Source organism: Pelomonas margarita, assembly GCF_043555875.1.
Taxonomy (GTDB): Bacteria; Pseudomonadota; Gammaproteobacteria; order Burkholderiales; family Burkholderiaceae_C; genus Pelomonas; species Pelomonas margarita.
The window spans coordinates 1-18,297 of record NZ_JBIGHW010000024.1; the positions used below are offsets into that span (position 1 = coordinate 1).

An 18,297-nucleotide genomic window follows, 5' to 3' on the forward strand; every position below is an offset into this window, starting at 1 on the left:
AGGCTGAGAAGTACCTGGTGCTTGCCACGCTCAACCTCGTGGAGTGCATCGCCTTCGTCGGATCGGTCTCAGCAGTCAGATAGCTTCGCGCCCCGAACTGGTCAAGGTGGCGCGACTGGACGCTCACGGCTCAGTTTTCGGTCGGCGGCAAAAGCTTGAGCTCAAACCACTCGTCAAGAGACGGCGGGTGAGGCGCTGACCCAGCCAGCGCTGGGCTGCCGCCAGGTGTCAGTTCCAACTAACCTAAGAACTTATCCGTAAATAATGTTTGTAGTCATTGGCACTTTGCGGAAGGCAATGATGGCAGCGGTAAGATGGTTGAGCGCAAGAAAACTGCGTTCAAGCTTCTCGTAGCGCACGAGTAGTTTTCGGAAGCGGTTGAACCAGCTGTGGCATACCTCGACCACCCAGCGTCTGGCCTTCTTCGTTGGGTCGCGTCGTTTCCGGTCGGCTTCCTGGCGCCGATCAACGACGTGAGGGATGTAGCCGTACGCCTCGATCGTGTGAAGGTGCTCCCGGCCGCGATAGCCTGCGTCGGCGCACAGGTGCTTGCTTCGTCGATGTGGAGGGCTCTTGCGGTCGACGACGATGGCAGAGAGCACGTCGTCAAGCCGCTTGCAGTCATGAACGTTCGCCCCGCTCACGACGAGCGACAACGGGACGCCACGGCCGTCCACCAGCAGGTGTCTCTTGCTGCCCTTTTTTCCCCCGATCCGTCGGGTTGGGCCCCGCGGATTCCTGAGCCAGTGGCGCCTTCATCATGGCGCCGTCAACGCTCTGCCAGCGCCAGGCGATGCCCGACATCTGGTCATACTCAGCCAAGCCAGCCTTCCACAAAGCCTCAAAGAAGCCGGCAGCCTCCCACTCGAGAAAGCGCTTGTGAATAGCGCTCGCGCTGCCGAAGCGCTCCTTGGGTAGCGCCTTCCACTGGCAGCCAGTGCGCAGCACGTAGACGATCGCCTCAAAGACCAGCCGAGCTGGCTTCGCCGGCCGACCAGCCCCCGGCTTTCGCAAATAGATTCTGTCGGCCGCGGAGCGCACCGGAACCAGCGGTTCCACACGCTGCCAGAACTCGTCCGTCACCACCCATGACTCAACACGTTTCGCCAAGGTCTCGATCCAGCGCCGCGCCCAATGCGGCTCGGGACGATAGTTTAACTATTTACGGATAAGCTCTAAGTCCTGCAGTTGAGCCTGAGCCTGCGGATCAACGCGGAGCGGCAGACGCTGCCAGTCGGACCGAGGCCGCAGCGGGATTGGTTCGCGCGCGCTGCGCCGAGAAGAGCAGGTCGCGCGCTTCCTTGACAGGCGTGCCATCGGGCGCTGACTCGCGCAGCAGCGCCTGCGTCGAAACGCTGCGTACTCCGCTGAAGGCGCCGGGCTGGCTGGGCTCAGGCACGAGTTCCCAGTCCGCCGCGCCAGTGAAGGGATCGACGTAGAGCCGCCTCAGGTGATGGCGGGGCTTCAAGCCGCGCGAATCGACGAGCAGGTCTTCCAGACGCTTCGGGTACTGCCGAGGTGGGTTGGGCGTGGCGTGCGCATAGGCCGCGATAGCGTAGGCGATCTCGCTGCCGCGGAACAGCAACTCGCGCTCCTTCTCGCGTTGCGACCCAGTGCGCCAGGCCTGCCCCATTGCAGCAAGGCCGGTTGCCGTGAGCGCGACGAGGAAGAGGACGGCGACGTAGGTGTAGCCGCGTTGGACTTTCATCGACCTCACCAGTCGGCGTAGAGCCGCCCGTCCGCAGAGCGCCCGGCCGCACCGCTGCGCACGTCCCAGACGCGGCCCGTGGCCTGCATGTCGTCTGGCGGCGGAAGTTCCACCCAGGTCTGGCGGCTGCCGGTCAAGGGATCCTCCGGCACTTCGCGGATATAGCGCGCTGCAGCCAGTTCCTGCAGCGATTCGGGATAACGGCCCTTGTCGGCGGCGAACTGATCGAGAGCGTCGCGCATGACGGTGAGCGACTGCAGCATCGCCGTCTCCTTGCCCTTCTGCAGCGAGTTGAAGTAGCGCGGCGCCGCGATCGACGCGAGCAGGGCCACGATGGCCATGACGACGATGAGCTCGATGAGGGTGAAGCCGCGACTAGCCCGGCACCGGCCCGCTCCAACGGCGCTTCGCGCGTCCTCGCTGGGGCGCCTGCGGGCTCGCCGTCGAGGCGATGAAACCTGACACCTCATCACCAGTCCTTCAGCTTCGAGCCATCGAGTGCGCGCTTCTCCGATTGCGAGAACACGTCGAAGACATCCCTGCCGGCGCGTGGCTCGTCCGGGGGGCTGTCGTAGGCGCGCAGGCCCCAAGTTTCGGCGGCGGGCTGGTCGGCAGGCGCGAAGGGGTCGCGCGGTAGACGGCGCAGGAAGTAGAGCTTGCGACCATTGGGCGACTTGGCGTCGGCCACGCCGTCAACCAGCGCCTCCAGCTTCGGCGGGTAGCCGCTGTCTTCAGGACTCTGCACAACGGTGCCCGACTCCGCCGCCCGCTTGTAAGCGTCGATAGCCTCGCGCAGTGTGCGAAGCGCCTGGCGCAACTCGTGTTCGCGGCTGCGCTGCACTGACAGCTCCAGCAACGGCCGAGCCGCAGAGGCGAGCACGCCCAGCAAGGCCAGTACGACCAGCATTTCGATGAGCGTGAAGCCCCGGGTTCGCATCGTGGTTACTTCGCGGCCTCAACAGTCAACAGGCCTGTCCCGTCGATGCGCACCGGCGCAGATTCACCATTGGCCCCGCTGGCCGATAACCCGCTCAGCCCGATGTTGAGCACCTGCCCCGCTGCCGCCGGCAGCGCGCGCAGCACGACGACGCGCTCGCCACGCGGTGGCAGCTCGATGGGGTAGCGACCCGCCGCACCGCCTTGCTGCGGCTGGGCTGGCGTGAGGCGGGTGGCGTCGAACTCAAGCTCCCCCCTGACCTGCAGCCCGCTGTCATTGCGCAGCGCGACTGAGACGGTGCCGCCGGCCGGGATCTGCGGCGTCACGTCGAGCTTGAGCACGCCCTCTGTTGGTGCAGTCGGAGCTGCCTGCACAGGGGCAGGCGTCGTCGCGACGCTGCCGCTCGGCCCAACGCCCAACTTCGCGTCGCGTCGCAGCAGACTGCTGAACGCGCCCGGACTGGCGTCGGTGCCGCTGGCCAGGCGCGTCAGTGACGCGTCCGGCACGGCCAGGTTGCGCACGACGCGCGGCGTGATGAGCAGCACGACCTCGGTCTTGTTGCGCGTGTCGGTCTGCGTGCCGAACAGGCGGCCCAGCACCGGGATGCGCGACAGGCCAGGCAACCCGGACGAGGCCTTGCGATCCTCGTCGTTGATGAGGCCGGCCAGCACCTGGGTCTCACCGTCAGCCAGACGCAGTACGGTGGCGGTGTTGCGTGTGCCGATCTCGTAGGCCGTCGTGCCGCCGGGCCCGGTCACCTGCCGGATCAGGTTGCTGACCTCCAGGCCGACCTTGATGACGACGTCGTTGTCGAGCTGCACGGTGGGTTCCACGTCGAGCTTCAGGCCGATGTCCAGATAGCTGACCGACGCGGCCACCGACGTGGAGCCGGTGAAGTTGGTCGTCGTCGTAAACACCGGCAACTTCTGGCCGATGTGCACCTTGGCCTTGTCGCGGTTGCGCACGCGAATCTTGGGATTGGCGAGGATGTTGTTGTTGCCCGCCGTGCCGCGCAGGTTGGCGACGATGGCCGGGTTGGCCACGCTGGCTCGGAATTGGTTGCGCGCGCTGAGCAGCACCTGGCCGGTGGCGTTGGGAATGCCGAACTGCACTTGGTCGGGCCAGTCCAGGCCAAGCGCGTCAACCTGGTCGGTGGCCAGCTCCATCACCTCCACCTCCAGCATCACCTCAGGCTCGGGCAGGTCAACGGAGGCGATGAGCTTTTCGACGAAGCGCAGCACCTCGGGCGTGTCACGCACGATGAGCAGGTTCAGGCGCTCGTCGATATGGATGTCACGCACCTTGGCGATGGTGCGCACCATGGCCTGCACCTGCTTCACGTCGGCGTTGGTCAGGTAGAGCGTGCGGGTGATGAGTTCCTGGTGCTCACGCTGCTTGGCGGCCGTGTTGGGAAAGACGAGTACCGAGCTGTCGTTGAGCAGCTTGCGGTCCAGCTGCTGGGTGCCGAGGATGACGCGCATGGCCTCGTCCAGAGTGACTCCCCGAAGGAAGACGGTCACGCGGGCATCGGCGCGTACGTCCTTGTCGAAGACGAAGTCGATGCCGCTGGAACGCGACAACGCCTCAAAAACCTGGCGCAGCTGCGCGTCACGGAACTCCAGCGTCACGGGTTTCTGGAAGTTGGGGCCCAGCTCGCCGACCGCAGTGTCCAGCGGTCGCGACTGCGCGACTTGGCTGCCCAAGAGCCGCGCGCCGGGATGTTGGGGTGACTCGGCCAGGATCTCTCGCGCCACCGCGTCGGCGCGCTCCACGCGGCCCTCCTTCAAAGCGGTGCGGCCGGTGGCGAGCTGGGCTTCGTGGCGGCGGCCGCGCTCGATGTCCACGCTCAACGCGGCCAGGCGCGGGTGCTTCGCGTCAGCCAGCGCGAGCTGGCTCAGCAGGGCCTGCGCCTCATCCCAGCGGCCGGCGCCGCGCAACGCCTCGATCTGCAGGATGAGGCGGGCCGTGGCCTGCTCTCGAGCGCGCACCTGGGCGGCGCGCAGCTGCGGGTCGTTGGGGTCCTTGACGAGCGCGTCGTCCAGCACGCGCAGCGCGGCCGGCCACTGGTTGGTGCGGCCGAGGTCTTCGGCCTGACGCAAGGCGGGGTTGGCGCAGGCCGTCAGCAGCACGACGCTGAAGAGGAGGATGAGCTGCTTCATGGCACCTGCTTGAAAACGATGTTCTGGGGGAGCTTGGCCGGCAGCCAGGTCACGCTGACGCCACTGGCCGACACCTGTTCGACGCGCCACTGGCCGTCGATCACGTCGCCGCGCTTGACGCTGAGCGCCTTGTTGGGCCCTGCCAGCAATGCGACCTCGACGGCCTTGGCGCCGTCGCCTTCGACGGCGCGACCGATCATTTGATAGGCAACTGGCGGCGCCATCGGCGGTGGAGGCGGCGCGGCAGCGGTGGGTCGCGGCGCGGGGGGAGGTGGCGGCGGAGGCGGCGGCGGTGGGGGTTGCCAGGCGGCAAGCTGGGCAGGGCTGGCCTCGTCCCAGGATCGGCGAGGTTCTGGCGGCTTCGCAGCTTGCGGCGCCGAGGCAGCGGGCTTGCGGGTGGGTAACGCTTCGACGACGGGCGTGGTCGCCGCATCGTCGTCGTGCCGCGTCGCCACCCATGCGGTGGCGGCCAGCGTCGCGGCCAATGCACCGCCAAGTGCGAGATGGCGCGAGTTCACGGCGCGGCCCTGCCGTGCAGCGACCACTGCAGCTCGGCATCGACCTCGGCGCTCATCGGACTGAGGCGCCGCAGCTTGATGGAATCCAGGCTCAGCGCCGGGTCATGTTCAAGAGCGGCGCCGATGAAGCGGCGCAGCTGGGCATAGCTGCCGGTGACGGGCATCGTCACGCGCAGGCGCTCCAGCCCCTCGCTGGTAGCCAGGCGGTGCTCGGTGCGGGCGCCGTTCAGGTCCAGGCGGATGCTCAGCTCCAGCAGGTCGGCCAGCCGCTGCTGGCGTTGCGCCGACGCGGGCAGCGTGGCCCGCCATTGCTGCACGCTGACCGGCACCGCAGCGGCTGTAGCGGCCGGCCGGGCCTTGGCGCGCAGTGCGCGAGCCTCGGCCTGCAGCGCGTTGGCCTGGGCGTCCCAGCGCTGGCCGAGCATGATGGCGACGGCCGCAAGCAACAGCGCCGCGAGCCCGGCTAGGCCCGGGGCGCCCAGCTTCTTCGAGAGGAGGCGCAGGTTCACGAGCCGCCTCCTGCCGCCACGCGGGCATTGATTTCGAAGCGCTGGCCCACGAGGCCCGTCTCAGCCATCGAGAAGCGTGACAGTACGACCTGACTCCAACCGGGCGTCGTGCCGAGCTGCTCGGCCAGCTGCAGCGCCAGCAGCTTGTCGGGCGTCAGGCCCTCCAGCCGCAGCTCGCCCCGGCCGGCGCTGGCGTCCATTCCCAGCCAAGCGATGGTCTTGGCGTCTGCGCCGGCAGTCTCGACGCGCGTCAGCAGCGGCTCCCAGGCCATGGCCAGCAGCGTGCGCGCCTCGTTGGCCGACCGGTTCTCGGCGGGTTCAGCGCGGCGCGCGGCGGGCTTGGGCTCGGCAGCCGAGCGCAGCGCGGCGACGCGGTTGCGCGCGGCCTGGGCGACGTCCAATGCGCGATGGCTTTCGATCGCGCTCCACGCGGCCGTAGCCAGCACGAGCGCGCCGGTAGCGGCCAACGGCCAGGCTAGCGGCGAACGGGCCAGGCGCGGCAGGAAGTCGGGTTGGGGCGTCGCGGGGCCAGGCTGGGGGGCAAGGTCACTGTCGGGTGTGCCGATGGCCAGCGGCGCCTCTGCACCCAGATCGGCGAGGTTGTGTAGACGGCGCGACTGCAAGCCAGCCACGCGGCCATGATCCAGCTGAATGATGACCGCCACGTCGCCCTCGTGCCACACGGCACGCCCGGAGCCCGAGCACGTCGACGCCGGCAGTGCAGCCAGCCACGCGGCCCAGGCAGGGCGCACGGCGGCTAGACGAACCTGGGCGGCGTCGGCTTGCGCGCGCATCGCGGCCAGGTCCAGTCCGTGCAAGGCTGAGGCACCGCGCGCCTCGCCTAGCTGCCAGGGCGCAATAGCGAAGCGCTGCGCAGCGGCACCGAAATAGTGGGCGAACTGTTGCTGCGCGTAGCCCTCGACGGCATCCAGGTCGGCAAGCGGTAGGCCGGGTTCGGCAATCAGTTCGTGGAGAGCTTTCGCGCTGATAACGAGGTCGACGGCGGTGCCTGGCATCTCGCGGCACCAAGCCCCGAACTCGTCATCACCGGGCGTGACGAAGACGCGTCTCGGCTTGGCCAGCCGCGCGCTCAGCATCTGGCGCAAACGCTTACTCATCGAGCGTGACACGCTCCAGCTCCTCGAACGTGGTTTCACCGCGGCAGACGGCAGCCAGCACCATCTCGCGCAATGACTTCATGCCGCGCGCCTTTGCGGCGGCTTTGATCTCGGACATCGGCGCGCGAGCCGCGATGAGATCGCGCAGTCCGTCGTCCAGCTTCAAAAACTCAGCCACAGCGCGCCGGCCTTTGTAACCGGTGCCGCGGCAGTGACCGCAGCCTTCGCCTTTGAGGAACTGGCCGCTCGTAACGCCATGCCGCGCCAGCTTCGCGGGCTCCGGTTTGACCGGCCGTGCGCACTGCCGGCATGTCAGCCGCACAAGCCGCTGGGCCAGCACCGCGTTCAACGCCGACACGACGTTGTAAAGATCCAGACCCATGTGCATGAAGCGGCCGAGGACGTCGAAGGCGTTGTTTGCGTGGACGGTGCTGAAGACAAGGTGGCCCGTCAGTGCCGCCTGCACGGCGATCTGCGCGGTCTCGGCGTCGCGGATCTCGCCGACCATGACGCGGTCTGGGTCGTGACGCAGGATGGAGCGCAGACCGCGAGAAAAGGTCAGGCCCTTCTTCTCGTTGACGGGGATCTGCACCACGCCACTGAGCTGGTACTCGACGGGGTCTTCGATGGTGATGATCTTGTCGGCGCCGGTGTGGATCTCGGCCAGCGTCGCGTACAGCGTCGTCGTCTTGCCGGAGCCCGTTGGGCCGGTCACCAGGAGCATGCCGTGGGGCTGGCGGGCCTGGTGGCGAATGGCGGCGCGTTCCTCATCCCCAAAGCCGAGCGCGTCCAGCGTCAGTGCGCCCGCACGCGCGATGGCCGCGCGGTCGAGGATTCGGATGACCGCATCCTCGCCGAACACGCTGGGCATGATGGACAGGCGGAAGTCGATCTCCCGCCCCTGCACACGCAGCTTGAACCGGCCATCCTGCGGCAGCCGGCGCTCGCCGATGTCCAACTCGGCCATGACCTTGAGGCGCGACACCAACTGCTCGGCGACCTGTGCGCCCTCGACCTGGCGAACGACGGCCATGACACCATCGATGCGGAAGCGGATGGTGGCGCCACGCGCCGAACATTCGATGTGGATGTCGGAGGCGGCGTCCTGCAGCGCGTCGTAGATGGTGGCGTTGAGCAAACGGACGACGGGGCTGGCCTGCTCGCTGAGTGCCAGCGCGGACAGCTCCTCGGTGTGATCCTCGATGGTCGGCAGCGCCTCTTCAACGTCGGACAGCGCGCGGAAGTCGGCTTCGCCGGCGCCGAGGAAGTGGGACACAGCCTCGCTGGACGCACGCTTCCAAGTGACCGGCGCATTGAGGCGCGACTCGACGCTCTGGAGCAGCATCATGTCCTCGTCGCGCTCGGCGAGCAGTACGCACCGATTGTCGGCACTGACGGCCAGCACGGCGCGCCAGCGCTGCGCCTGCGCCTGAGGCCATCGCTCAAAGTCGAGGTGCCAAGGGCCTTGCTCGCTGGGCAGCCAATCTGCTAGCGAAGTCGTCATTGGACTTGCTCAACCAGCTGGAAGATCGGCAGGTACATCAGCACGATGATCCCACCGATCAACACCCCCATGATGAGCATCAGCGCTGGATTTACGAGGCGCGACAGCAACTCCGTTAGCCGCGCGGCCTCTTCGTCGTGAAACGCGGCGGCCCGCTCCAGCATGGCCGCCACCTCGCCGCTGCGCTCGCCCACGCGCAGCATTCGGCGCGCGACAGGCGTGGCAAGGTCTTGTGCGTCGAACGCGGCGGAGAGGCGCTCGCCGCGCTCGATCTGCTCGGCCGCCGCCTGCACCGCAGCACGCCACGGCGCGGCCACGACGTCAACCACGATCCTGAGCGCTGCCAGCGCGGGTACGCCGGAGGCCAGCAGCATGGCCAGCGAGCGGTACAGCCGGGCAAGCGCCAGAATCCGTAGCCGAGACCCTAGACCGGGCAGCGTCCACAGGGCAGCATGCGCGCGACGCCGCACCGAAGGCTGGCGCAGCAGCGAAAAGACCGTGAAGCCCAAGGCCGCAATGCTGCCGAGGACGAGGCCTGGATGCGCTCCCGCCGTCTGACCAAACTCGATGAGCACTCGTGATGCCCAAGGTAGGTTGGCACTGGTATGCTCCAGGATGCCGGCGAATCTAGGCAGCACGTAAAGCAGCAGGAAGAGGACGACTGCAGCGCCCACGCCTAGCAGCATCAGCGGGTAGACCAGCGCCGCGACGAGCCGCGAGCGCAACGCGTCGACCCAGGCGAGGTAGCGCGCATGCTGTGCCAACGCCACCGATAGCTGGCCGGTGCGCTCACTGGCGGCGACGATTGCGCAGATGAGTTGATCGAAGGCATGCGACTGCTGGCGCAGCGCAACGGATAGCGGCTGCCCCTGCTCAATCTGCGCAATGACACCGTCAAGTGCCGCACGCACGCCTTGCTGGAACTCCTTTTCGCGCAGCGTGTTCAGGGCCTCCAGCAGCGTGACGCCGGCGTCCAACAACACTGCCAACTCTTGACTGAAGAGTTGCAAAGGGAAGCGGGTGTTGCGACGCCACAGCCGCGCGGACGCTGCCGGCGTGAGTTCGCGCGCTTCCAGTACATGCTGCGGCGGCACGCCGAGCACTGCGGCAACGGCAGCGCGGTCAGGCGCTTCCACGCGCTCACTGCTGACCGTCCCCGCACGCAGAACACGCGCTTGATAGACAGCCATCACCAAGAAGTGAGGTCGGCGTCCTCACCCTCACCGCCAGGCCGGCCGTCCTTGCCCAGGCTCAGCAGGTCGTACTCGCCATGCTCGCCGGGCGAGCGGTACTGGTAGTCGTTGCCCCATGGGTCCCTGGGCACGGCTTTGCTGAGATATGGCCCTTGCCACTTCGGCTCGTCCGCCGGCTTGGCTACCAGCACTGCGAGGCCCTGCTCGGTGCTCGGGTATCGCCCTACGTCCAGACGGAACTGGTCCAGCGATTTCTGCAACGCGTCAAGCTGTGCCTTCGTTGCCTTGACTTCGCTCTTGCCGATCTGGCCAAAGAACTTCGGACCGACATAGCCGGCGAGCAGGCCGATGATGACCATGACGACGAGCAGTTCGAGCAATGTGAATCCGCAAGCACGGCAGCGGTGGATCATTTTGGAGACGAAGTACGTGACCGGCCCAGGATTCTCAGCGAAGGCTATGAGTGTCAAGAATGCCGGCTGGGTGTAGTTTTTCGGGACGTTGTTCACCTCAATCCCGCGCCGGCAGGTGGCGGCGCGCGTCAGGGCAGTTACTGAACCTGGTGAACCCGGCACTGCCAAAAAAGGGCCGTGCCCAGCGCGTTGAACAGGATGGCGCCGATGAGGGTGCGGCCGATGGCGTTGAGCACGGGCCGGTGCTGGCGGCCGGTGACGAAGAGGGGCGTGGACGACATGGACTGGGGGCTCCCTGGTTTTTGTGTATGGTGCTCGGCTTGATCGCGTGAGGTCGGCAGCAGGCCTATTGCGCGCAGTTGGGCTTGGTGCATCTGGCGGTGCAGGCGCGCGAGTCATTGATCTTGATGAGCTTGTCGCCATCCGGGTCGCGCGGGTCGCCCGCCGCCACGGTCTTGCCGATGGATTGCATGACGAGCTGGATGTCGAGGGTGTTGATGGCGCCGTTGCCGTCCACGTCGCACATCAGCGTGCCCGCCAGCGGCACGGTGGCGCGGCCCAGGTGGTGCTGCCAGCCCAGGCGCTGGCCGACCAGCAGGGCTTCCAGCGTGTCGCCAGCCAGGCCGTTACCGGCGCTTGCCAGGAAGTTGCCTTGAGCGGTGTTGCCCTGCCCGGCGCCGAGGTTGAGTTCGTCGTCGAGTTGCAGCAGGGTTTGCGCTGTGCGGCGGTTGCGCAGTTGCGCGCCGATGTGCCAACTGGGCAGGGCCACCGGGCAGCTGTTGGCCACCTGGCGCTGGACGTTGGCGTTGGCATTGATCGGCAAGGGGTTGGGAACGGTGGTGCCCTGGCGGATTTGGATCGTGCCGCTCAGGCAGGCGAGTTGTGGGCACAGCGCGCGTTCGGTGCCTTGCATCGCTTGGGCGGTGGCGAGGCTGGCGGCATGGGTGTCCGCGCTCTGGATGGTTTGCAGCGCGCTGGACGCCTGCAGCCAGAGGCCCAGTGCTTCGTCATGGCGCTGCTCGGCGCCGAGGGTTTGCGCCTGGGTCAGCGCCTGCACCGCCTGGCTCTTGGCGGCGGTGTCGGCGTCACCGTTGACGCTGAGTGCCTGGGCCAGCGCCACGGCATGGTCGGCCAGCGCCTCGGGGGCCTGGGCCTGCACGTTGTAGTGAGCGGCATTGACCTGGCCGCCCGAGGTGGCCGTCACGTCCACGGTCCAGTCGCCCGGCTGCAATGGCTTGACGCGCAGCACGAGGGTCTGCGATTGGCCGGCCGCGAGGCTCAGGTTCCAGGAGGTGGCCTGGCCGGGCAGCAGTTGCAGCTCGGCCGGCACGGTGGCCTGCACCTGGGCCGTGGCGGCTTGCGCTGCGGCGTTGCTGACCTGGATGGCCAGCGCGACGGGGGCTCCGTTGGCAACGACTTCCGGGCTGGTGCGCGCGACTTGCAGGACGCGGTCGAGCAGGGCCTGCCGCGCGGTGTCGTTTTGCTCCAGCATGCGGGCCAGTTCGAAGGCGACCAGGGTGCTGCGACCTTGGCCGAAGCTGGCCGTGGTGAGTGCGGCGGCGTCCGGCGCAAAGCTGGCTTGCAGTTGCGCACCGACCGGCGTGAACCGGCCCGGGCGGCCCAGCGTGGCGAGGCTGCCGGCGGGGAACTCGGCGCTGCCGGCGAAGCTGATGCTGGGGTCGGTCTGGCCCAGGCTGCCGTTGAGCTGCACGCCAGCCACGGGGTACAGGAGCTGGTTGCGGCCGTCCTGGGTGCCTTCGACGATGAGGCTGTCGCCACGGCGGATGGCTTCGATGACTTCCTTGGCCACGTCGTCGCTGAGCTTGTTGCTGCCGCCGGAGATCCAGTAGGTGTTGTAGATGCCGCAGCGCAGTTCGGTCTCGAACTCGGCGCGGGTGGTGACGACCTTGTTGACGAGGCCCAGGTTGGTCAGCGCCTGCGCCAGGGCGGCGCCGCGACGGACGGCGCAGTTGGCTTCGCCGCCGGAGACGGGTTGGGTGGTGGCGCCGCCGTCGGAGCCGGGCGGGCAGCTCACCAGCGCGAGGACACGGGCTTCGCGTTGCGGCGCCACGTTGGCGGTGACAGGAGGTGTGGTGACGGTGAGGTTGTCCTGCGCGAGCGTGAGGCTGCGGTCACCCACCTGGGCGGTGAGCACGGCCACCACTTGCGTGCCGGGAACCACGTTGGCGGTCCAGCCGACGCTGCCGGCGAAGCTGGCTTGCGTGGCCAGGTTCTGCACGGTGACGGGCAGGCTGGCGAGTAGCTGCGCAGTGCCAGGGTTGACGATGTTGATGGTGAGCGGCAGGCCCGTGAGTGCAGCGTTGCCCTGGTTGAGCACGTCGAAGGCGACGGACACCGAGCCGCCCTGGAACACGGGCTTGGGCGCGACGCTGAGGTGGCCAGAGATGCCAACACCCGTCGCAGCCGTGGACGAGACCGTGAAGGTCTTTGCGGCCTGGGCTTGGACGGTGCCGTTGGCATCCAGCACGGTCAGGCGTACTTGGTAGCTGCCCGCGGGCGCGTTGGACAAGGCCACGCTGTAGCTCTGCTCGCGCAGGCCGTTGGCAGCCAGTTCGTCGAAGGTCGCCGTGGCGCTCCAGCGCGTACTGCCGTCCGGGTTCAGGACGACGGTGCGCAGGCTGAGGTTCTGCCAGGACTGGTTCGCCGCGAGGTTGCTGACGCGGTCAATGAGCCGCACGGTGTCGCCGGGGCTGTAGCTGCCCTTGTCGAGCTGCAGCGCAGCCGCCAGCGTGGGCACGCCCGGGGCGTCGCTCGCCTGGATGGCGAAGCTGGCCTGCGCTGTGGCGACAAAGTGGTCGCTGGAGTCGAAGAGTCGCGCTTCCACGCGATAGGTGCCGGCGTAGCTGGTGCCGGTGTTCCAGGTCGCGGCGGTCGTGCCATTGCCACCTGCGGCCATCTGCGTGACGGCTGCGCGAGCTAGGGTCGCCAGGACGGTGCCGTCCGCAGACAACACGCGGAATTCCACGCTCGCTGTCGTCGCGCTGGCGCCAAGGTTGCTTACCTGACTGCTGAAGGTCACCGGCGCGTTGGCGCTGTAGGCCTGCTTGTCCGTGCTCACGGCGTGGCCCAGGAAAGCAGATGCAGTCACCTTGGGGATGGTCACCGGGAAGATAACCGGATCACCGCCCTCGCTGTTGCTGAAACTGAGTGCGGCTTCCAGTGATGCAGGGCGGCTTTCGCCGACCTGCATGTTCTGCAGGCCCAGGTCGAACTGGATGTCCTGGCTGGCGGACGTGACACCCACCAAGCGCCAGGTGTGGCTGGTGGTGCCGTCGCTATTGAGAACCTTCTCAGCAGGAGCAAGGTTCGGATTGGACACGGCGACGTTGGATGCGAACTTCAGCTTCAGGTCGGTGTCGATGCCGGCCACGCGATCCAGCATGACGGGAAGCCAGATCTCCACCCACGTCGTTGCCAGCAGTTCCGGAGCACCCAATGTGCCGGACTCCGACACCCAAAGGCCGTTGGCCCGCTGCTGCCCCAGGATGAACTGGATCGCGCTGCGCACTTCGGGCGAACTGGGCGACGGGTTCAGCACGTCGAGCGCCACACCCACCATGGCCGTTACCAAGGTGTCGGAGACGCCGGAGCTGCCGTAGCGGCTCCAGCCGCCATCGCCGCGCTGACGCGGGCGCAGGACCGCTGCGATGGCCTCGCTGTCCGACTGTGCCCGGGTGCCACGGGCCGAAGTGCCGTAATGGCTCTTCACAGCGCCCAGCCCCATCAGTTGGAAGGCCAACTGGACGTTATCGTTGGTGTCCACCAGGGGACTGGGATTGGCCAGCTGGGCAGCGGCCTTATCGATGGAGGCATCCAGGCGGCTGACCCACCCGGCGGTGTCCAACGCCTCGGACTTCAATTCATACAGACCACCCTGACGGTTCACCAGCAGGCGCCCATCTGGCATGACGACCATGCCCATCGTGCGATCAAAGGTCAGGCGCTCTCCCACCCAGTTGGCATCCAGGTAGTACATGCCGTTTTCAGTGGTGAACAGATTGCCATCGCGAAACTTGATGATGTTCTGGGGATTGGAGGACAGCAGCGGCATCGGCACGTCCACCAGGCCGCCGCCGTCGGGATTGAAGCGCACGAGTCTCAACCCCGCATAGGAATTGACCAGCACACTGCCGTCAGGCTGCGGCACCAGGGAGCCCGACGAACTGGCGAGCAAGGGATCGCTGAAGACCGGGGTCAGCACGGCGCCATCAGCGCTCATCTTGTAGAGCGTGCCGCCTCCATAGGGGCTGACGAGATAGCCGTCCTTGTAGGGAATGGCGTCCCAGGTGTCGAGGCTGTTCAGCTTGGTCAGGCTGTTGTCGACGGCCATCAGGAAGATGCCATTGCGGGTCGTCAGCAGCAGGCGCCCATCGTCGAGGTAATGCAGCCCGGTCATCGACAGGTTGCTCGCCAGCCGGGTCGCCGTCTTGTCCGGCGCGACGCGCCACACCTCCCGTGCACCGTTGTGCGAGATGTAGAGCGTGCCGTCCGGCGCGGCGCTCATGCGCATGTCGCCACTTGGCAGGCCTGGCACTGTCCACGGAACCAACGTGGCCAGCACAGACGGCGCGGTAGTAGCCTGGCTCAGGCGCTGGCGCAAGGTCGTGAAGCTCTGCAAGTTCAGCGAGGTCAACGGCGCACGACCCGCGGCACCCCACCACGACGAGGCATGATCGGAACTCCAATCGCCGCTGGCGGCTTGCCGCTGCAGCAGGTAGCCGGCCATACGCGTCTTGGTGAGCGGATGAGCGTCCTGCTCGTGCCAAGCCAAGGCGGCCCAGAGAGCCAGCGACGTGTTCGCGAGCGGGAAGCCCGCACCATCGACCTGACCATTGGACGCCATGTACTGCGTCATCCCGTTGTACAGCGTCGAGCGCTCCAGTGGCTTCAGGGGCGGCGCAAAGCGCCGACTCTTCTCACCGCCCACCAAGGCCTGGGTCTGCACGTGGCATGCGAAGCAGCGCAGGTCATTCACATAGTGGCTGCTGGCGTAGCCATCGGCATAGTTGACGGCCTTCGTGATCGCATTGCGGATGAGCGGCGCCAACGGGTCGCTGACGGACCCGCTCGCACTTTCTTGGCCAGTCACCTTGATGTTGGCGCGAACGGTCTGATCGCCGGCGCCGACAACCGCCTTGTTCACGGTGTAGATGGCGGAAGCCGCGTCGCCGACGTACACCTTGCCCACCACTTGGCCATCTTCTGGCGAGGTCGGTGCCGAAACGACGAGTTTGAAGTTGCTCGCCGAAACCGGTGTCCATGCGCCGAAGTTGATTGTCTGCAACGCACTGACGGCCATGGCGGCCCCTGCGGCCTCCAGACTCGCGACTCGCGTCGCCGTCTTCTCGTCGATCACGTCGAGGCGATAGGTGCGCGCTGGCAGTTCTACGTTGCCGACGTTCTGCACGATGGCCGAGAGTTGGGTGGAAGTGCCCAGCCCGGCGCGCATCACCGCAGGCTGCGCTGAGGCGGCCCCGGCAATCTTGCTCTTGCCCGTGATCGTGAAGGACTGCCCTCGCGTGGCAAGCACTCGACCTTCAGGAGCCTCGTGCGTGATCGTTCCTGCCTGAACGACGAGACCTTGGAGTTGGTAGACGCCTGGAGCGAACAAGCCGGTGTCCCATTTGATGACGATGGGCCGCTGCGTGCCGGCGGCCAGCGTGACGCCACCCAATTGGGTCGCTCCATCGGCTGCAAACGCGCCACCCTTGGCAATGACCTTGCCACTCTCGTCTAGAACCAGGCTCCTGACGACGACGTCCTGCGGTGCATTGCCAGTGTTGGTGAGGATGGCCGTCAGCGTCACCACTTCTGCTGGGCCGACCGTAGCGGGCGCCAAACCCAGGTTGGTCAGGTCTGCAACCGCCGATGGCAGCGCCGCCAGCGCAAAGTTCTGCGTAATGGCGGTCGGACGCTCCACCTGGATTTGCCATGCCTGGGTCAAGAAGCCTTGCGACGACGCGCGCAGGTTGAATGCCGTGCCGGACAGACCTGCAATCGTGTAGCTGCCGTCTGCCGCAGCCCTGGCCGATGCGCCGCCTACGACTTCGACGAGGGCTCCCGGCACCGCCTTGCCGTTGGCGGTGTCCGTCACGCGCCCGCTGATCGTCGTGCTCTGCCGCTGTTCCGTGAGCCGGATGTTGCCGGCGTCCGTTGCCGTTGCCGCCGTGATGACGAAGCTGCCGGTGACGACGTCATAACCCGGCTGTGCCAACCGCAAGGAATACGACCCCGGGGCCAACGTAATGTCGAAGGCACCCGTGGTGTTCGATACGCCGGCCTGCGCGCCGTTCAGCATCACATTCACGCCTGCCAACGGCGCATTGCTGCCAGCCGCGACGATGTGCCCCTTAAAGCGCCCGGAACCCGTGGGCTGCTGCTCGGTGGTTGCCGTCAACGCAGGGGAAAACGTCAGGGACTCGCCGGCGGCCAACGAAGCGCTGCCTGCAACCGTCGCATAGCCGGAACGGCTGGCGCTGATCGACACCGCGCCTGGTGGGACGCTGGAGAACTCGTAGCCACCTTGCGCATCGGTTGTCCGGGTGGCGTTCATCGAGCCGCTGACCGTGACGGTCACACCCGCGAAGGGTTGTCCGTTCGCGGACACCGTCACCCGCCCCTTGATGACGCCCGTGGTCGCGGCCTGCGTGAGGCTGACCGTACCCAGATCAATCGCTTGACCCAATCCCACCGAGAAGCTGCGCCGAGCGGTGTTGAAACCGTCCTTGGTCAGCGTCACAGCGTAGTCGCCCGCCGCCAACGAGGGAAACGAGAAGCTGCCATTGGCCGCTGTGGTCTGCGTGCTGCTGCTTGTACCGGCAAGGACCACCTGCACCCCTGCCAGCGGACTGCCGCTTGCCGGATTGGCGGCGATGCCCGAAATGGTGGACGGGGATGGCGTTGTCGGCGGCTGTGGCGCCGGGGGCTGGCCTGGATCGGGGTTTGGCGCGGGCGTGGTCGGCGCGCTCATGGGGTCGGCCGCCAGCGCGCGCAGAGCAACAGCAGTCACGAAAGGGTCCCCAGACCAACTGCCGTCAGCGTCCTGTCGTGCCAGCAGATAGGCGCGAGCGTTCACACGCGCCGTCACGTCGGAACCAAACAGCGTCAGCGCGTTCAGTGCCTGCGCGGTCAGGTGGATGCTGCTGGACCAGGAGCCATCGACTTGCTGAGCGCTCAGCAACCACGTCAGCATGCCTCGCGTCGCATTGAGGGATCTCAGGTCACTCGCAGCGTACTGCAGTGACAAGACGGCCATCGCAGTGTGAGAGACACGAACGGCCAGCGAGTCACCGCGCAACCCACCATCAGCTTGCTGGTTGGCATACACGAAGGCAAAGGCTTCGGCGCTACGGCTGAATGCGCCGCTGGCGGCGAGCGCTTGGAGGCTGAAGACGCTGTCGGCCGGATGGCTCTGGAAACCATCAGCGGGCCCATAGCCGCCGTCCTGGTTCTGTCGGCCGGCAAGCAGGTTGCGAATCGGCGCGGCGTCGATGCCGGCATATCGCAGACCCAGCAATCGCCGGGCTAGGACTTCCGTGGCGTCGTCGGAAGCTTGGGCATTCAGTCGCGTGACCAAGGCCGAGGGGACAGCGCTGGGCCCAATCAGCATGGCCAGCGTGGCCACAACCTCTGGCTGCACCTGCGATGGCAATGCGATGGACGTAGTTTCCGAAGCGATGCTGCCGTCGGAGGAGACCTGACCCTGCAGCCAAGTGAGGCCGCGATTGATTTCTGCGGTCGTCGCTGCCTGCGTCGTGACGCCTACGAACGACAACGCGCACGCGAGCACGGCCAAGCCACTGCGAAATCCCATGTCCAGCTCCCTGCGACGCCAGCAAGTTGCTGCGTCCGTTCTTTTCGTGCCAATCCGCAGGAGCACGTCGGCCACCGCTAGGGCATCTCAAACTGGTCCGCATTGTGTGGAGAAATGTGTCTCAGCGTCCCCCTAGCCTTAGTCTTACTGTGTCACAAGAATAGCGACGTTCGTCCGCAGCACGTGCATGAGCCCAATCGAAGGTTCAACTCATAGCTCAGCAGGTGCCGCAAGGACGTGATTGACGTCGGCACGTGGCGCTGAGCGCGCTGGGCTCCCCCTCGGGACGTAATCTTCGGGAACTTCAGGCAACGCGCGGATGGCGAAGTTTTTTTTGCCGCCGATGGGCTTCTCGGCAGTCATTCGCTCAGCCATCAGAAACCCGTATGCCGCGATGCACAGGG

Annotated in this window: 13 protein-coding genes and 1 pseudogene; all 14 read right to left on the reverse strand. The window is 66.8% G+C overall.

All coding sequences use genetic code 11. The features are described 5' to 3' along the window. Positions 1-251 precede the first annotated feature (251 nt). Positions 252-1,110 (reverse strand): IS5 family transposase gene (locus tag ACG0Z3_RS22380; RefSeq protein WP_394402080.1). Its coding sequence is split into 2 segments (ribosomal slippage): positions 252-699 and positions 698-1,110, totalling 861 coding nucleotides; the frame shifts between segments, so codons are not numbered across the junction. A 97-nt stretch (positions 1,111-1,207) separates the two neighbouring features. Next, positions 1,208-1,708 (reverse strand): type II secretion system protein, encoded by a 501-nt coding sequence (locus ACG0Z3_RS22385; protein ID WP_394402082.1) that lies wholly within the window; start codon positions 1,706-1,708, stop codon positions 1,208-1,210. Positions 1,709-1,713: 5 nt separating this feature from the next. Further along, a complete protein-coding gene (locus tag ACG0Z3_RS22390) occupies positions 1,714-2,178 on the reverse strand; it encodes a type II secretion system protein (RefSeq protein WP_394402084.1) in 465 nt (154 codons plus the stop codon). Continuing rightward, positions 2,178-2,645, reverse strand: coding sequence for a type II secretion system protein (locus ACG0Z3_RS22395; protein WP_394402086.1), 468 nt, complete (start codon positions 2,643-2,645; stop codon positions 2,178-2,180). The genes ACG0Z3_RS22390 and ACG0Z3_RS22395 overlap by 1 nt, the downstream gene beginning before the upstream one ends. A 5-nt stretch (positions 2,646-2,650) precedes the next feature. Then, positions 2,651-4,804, reverse strand: a complete 2,154-nt coding sequence (locus ACG0Z3_RS22400; protein WP_394402088.1) for a secretin N-terminal domain-containing protein — start codon at positions 4,802-4,804, stop codon at positions 2,651-2,653. Beyond that, entirely contained in the window at positions 4,801-5,322 is a 522-nt protein-coding gene (locus ACG0Z3_RS22405; protein ID WP_394402090.1) for a hypothetical protein, read from the reverse strand. The genes ACG0Z3_RS22400 and ACG0Z3_RS22405 overlap by 4 nt, the downstream gene beginning before the upstream one ends. Further along, a complete protein-coding gene (locus ACG0Z3_RS22410) occupies positions 5,319-5,831 on the reverse strand; it encodes a GspMb/PilO family protein (RefSeq protein ID WP_394402093.1) in 513 nt (170 codons plus the stop codon). The genes ACG0Z3_RS22405 and ACG0Z3_RS22410 overlap by 4 nt, the downstream gene beginning before the upstream one ends. Continuing rightward, entirely contained in the window at positions 5,828-6,949 is a 1,122-nt protein-coding gene (locus ACG0Z3_RS22415; RefSeq protein ID WP_394402096.1) for a hypothetical protein, read from the reverse strand. Before ACG0Z3_RS22415 ends, ACG0Z3_RS22410 begins: the two co-directional genes overlap by 4 nt. Continuing rightward, entirely contained in the window at positions 6,942-8,453 is a 1,512-nt protein-coding gene (locus tag ACG0Z3_RS22420) for a GspE/PulE family protein (protein ID WP_394402099.1), read from the reverse strand. The genes ACG0Z3_RS22415 and ACG0Z3_RS22420 overlap by 8 nt, the downstream gene beginning before the upstream one ends. Continuing rightward, positions 8,450-9,643 (reverse strand): type II secretion system F family protein, encoded by a 1,194-nt coding sequence (locus ACG0Z3_RS22425; protein WP_394402102.1) that lies wholly within the window; start codon positions 9,641-9,643, stop codon positions 8,450-8,452. The genes ACG0Z3_RS22420 and ACG0Z3_RS22425 overlap by 4 nt, the downstream gene beginning before the upstream one ends. Beyond that, on the reverse strand, positions 9,643-10,059 hold the full coding sequence (gspG, locus tag ACG0Z3_RS22430) for a type II secretion system major pseudopilin GspG (RefSeq protein ID WP_394402112.1): 417 nt from the start codon (positions 10,057-10,059) through the stop codon (positions 9,643-9,645). Before gspG ends, ACG0Z3_RS22425 begins: the two co-directional genes overlap by 1 nt. Positions 10,060-10,196: 137 nt before the next feature. Beyond that, a complete protein-coding gene (locus ACG0Z3_RS22435) occupies positions 10,197-10,340 on the reverse strand; it encodes a hypothetical protein (protein WP_394402104.1) in 144 nt (47 codons plus the stop codon). Positions 10,341-10,405: 65 nt separating this feature from the next. Next, positions 10,406-17,893 (reverse strand): carboxypeptidase regulatory-like domain-containing protein, encoded by a 7,488-nt coding sequence (locus ACG0Z3_RS22440; RefSeq protein ID WP_419964730.1) that lies wholly within the window; start codon positions 17,891-17,893, stop codon positions 10,406-10,408. Positions 17,894-18,103: 210 nt separating this feature from the next. Further along, positions 18,104-18,297 (reverse strand): annotated as a pseudogene (locus tag ACG0Z3_RS22450) (IS701 family transposase); the annotation flags it as partial.

Coding starts and splice junctions, on each gene's coding strand:
- ACG0Z3_RS22415 (WP_394402096.1), bottom strand. CDS start 6,949: ATGAGTAAGCGTTTGCGCCAGATGCTGAGCGCGCGGCTGGCCAAGCCG.
- ACG0Z3_RS22390 (WP_394402084.1), bottom strand. CDS start 2,178: ATGAGGTGTCAGGTTTCATCGCCTCGACGGCGAGCCCGCAGGCGCCCC.
- ACG0Z3_RS22385 (WP_394402082.1), bottom strand. CDS start 1,708: ATGAAAGTCCAACGCGGCTACACCTACGTCGCCGTCCTCTTCCTCGTC.
- ACG0Z3_RS22425 (WP_394402102.1), bottom strand. CDS start 9,643: ATGGCTGTCTATCAAGCGCGTGTTCTGCGTGCGGGGACGGTCAGCAGT.
- ACG0Z3_RS22440 (WP_419964730.1), bottom strand. CDS start 17,893: ATGGGATTTCGCAGTGGCTTGGCCGTGCTCGCGTGCGCGTTGTCGTTC.
- ACG0Z3_RS22395 (WP_394402086.1), bottom strand. CDS start 2,645: ATGCGAACCCGGGGCTTCACGCTCATCGAAATGCTGGTCGTACTGGCC.
- gspG (WP_394402112.1), bottom strand. CDS start 10,059: ATGATCCACCGCTGCCGTGCTTGCGGATTCACATTGCTCGAACTGCTC.
- ACG0Z3_RS22400 (WP_394402088.1), bottom strand. CDS start 4,804: ATGAAGCAGCTCATCCTCCTCTTCAGCGTCGTGCTGCTGACGGCCTGC.
- ACG0Z3_RS22435 (WP_394402104.1), bottom strand. CDS start 10,340: ATGTCGTCCACGCCCCTCTTCGTCACCGGCCGCCAGCACCGGCCCGTG.
- ACG0Z3_RS22420 (WP_394402099.1), bottom strand. CDS start 8,453: ATGACGACTTCGCTAGCAGATTGGCTGCCCAGCGAGCAAGGCCCTTGG.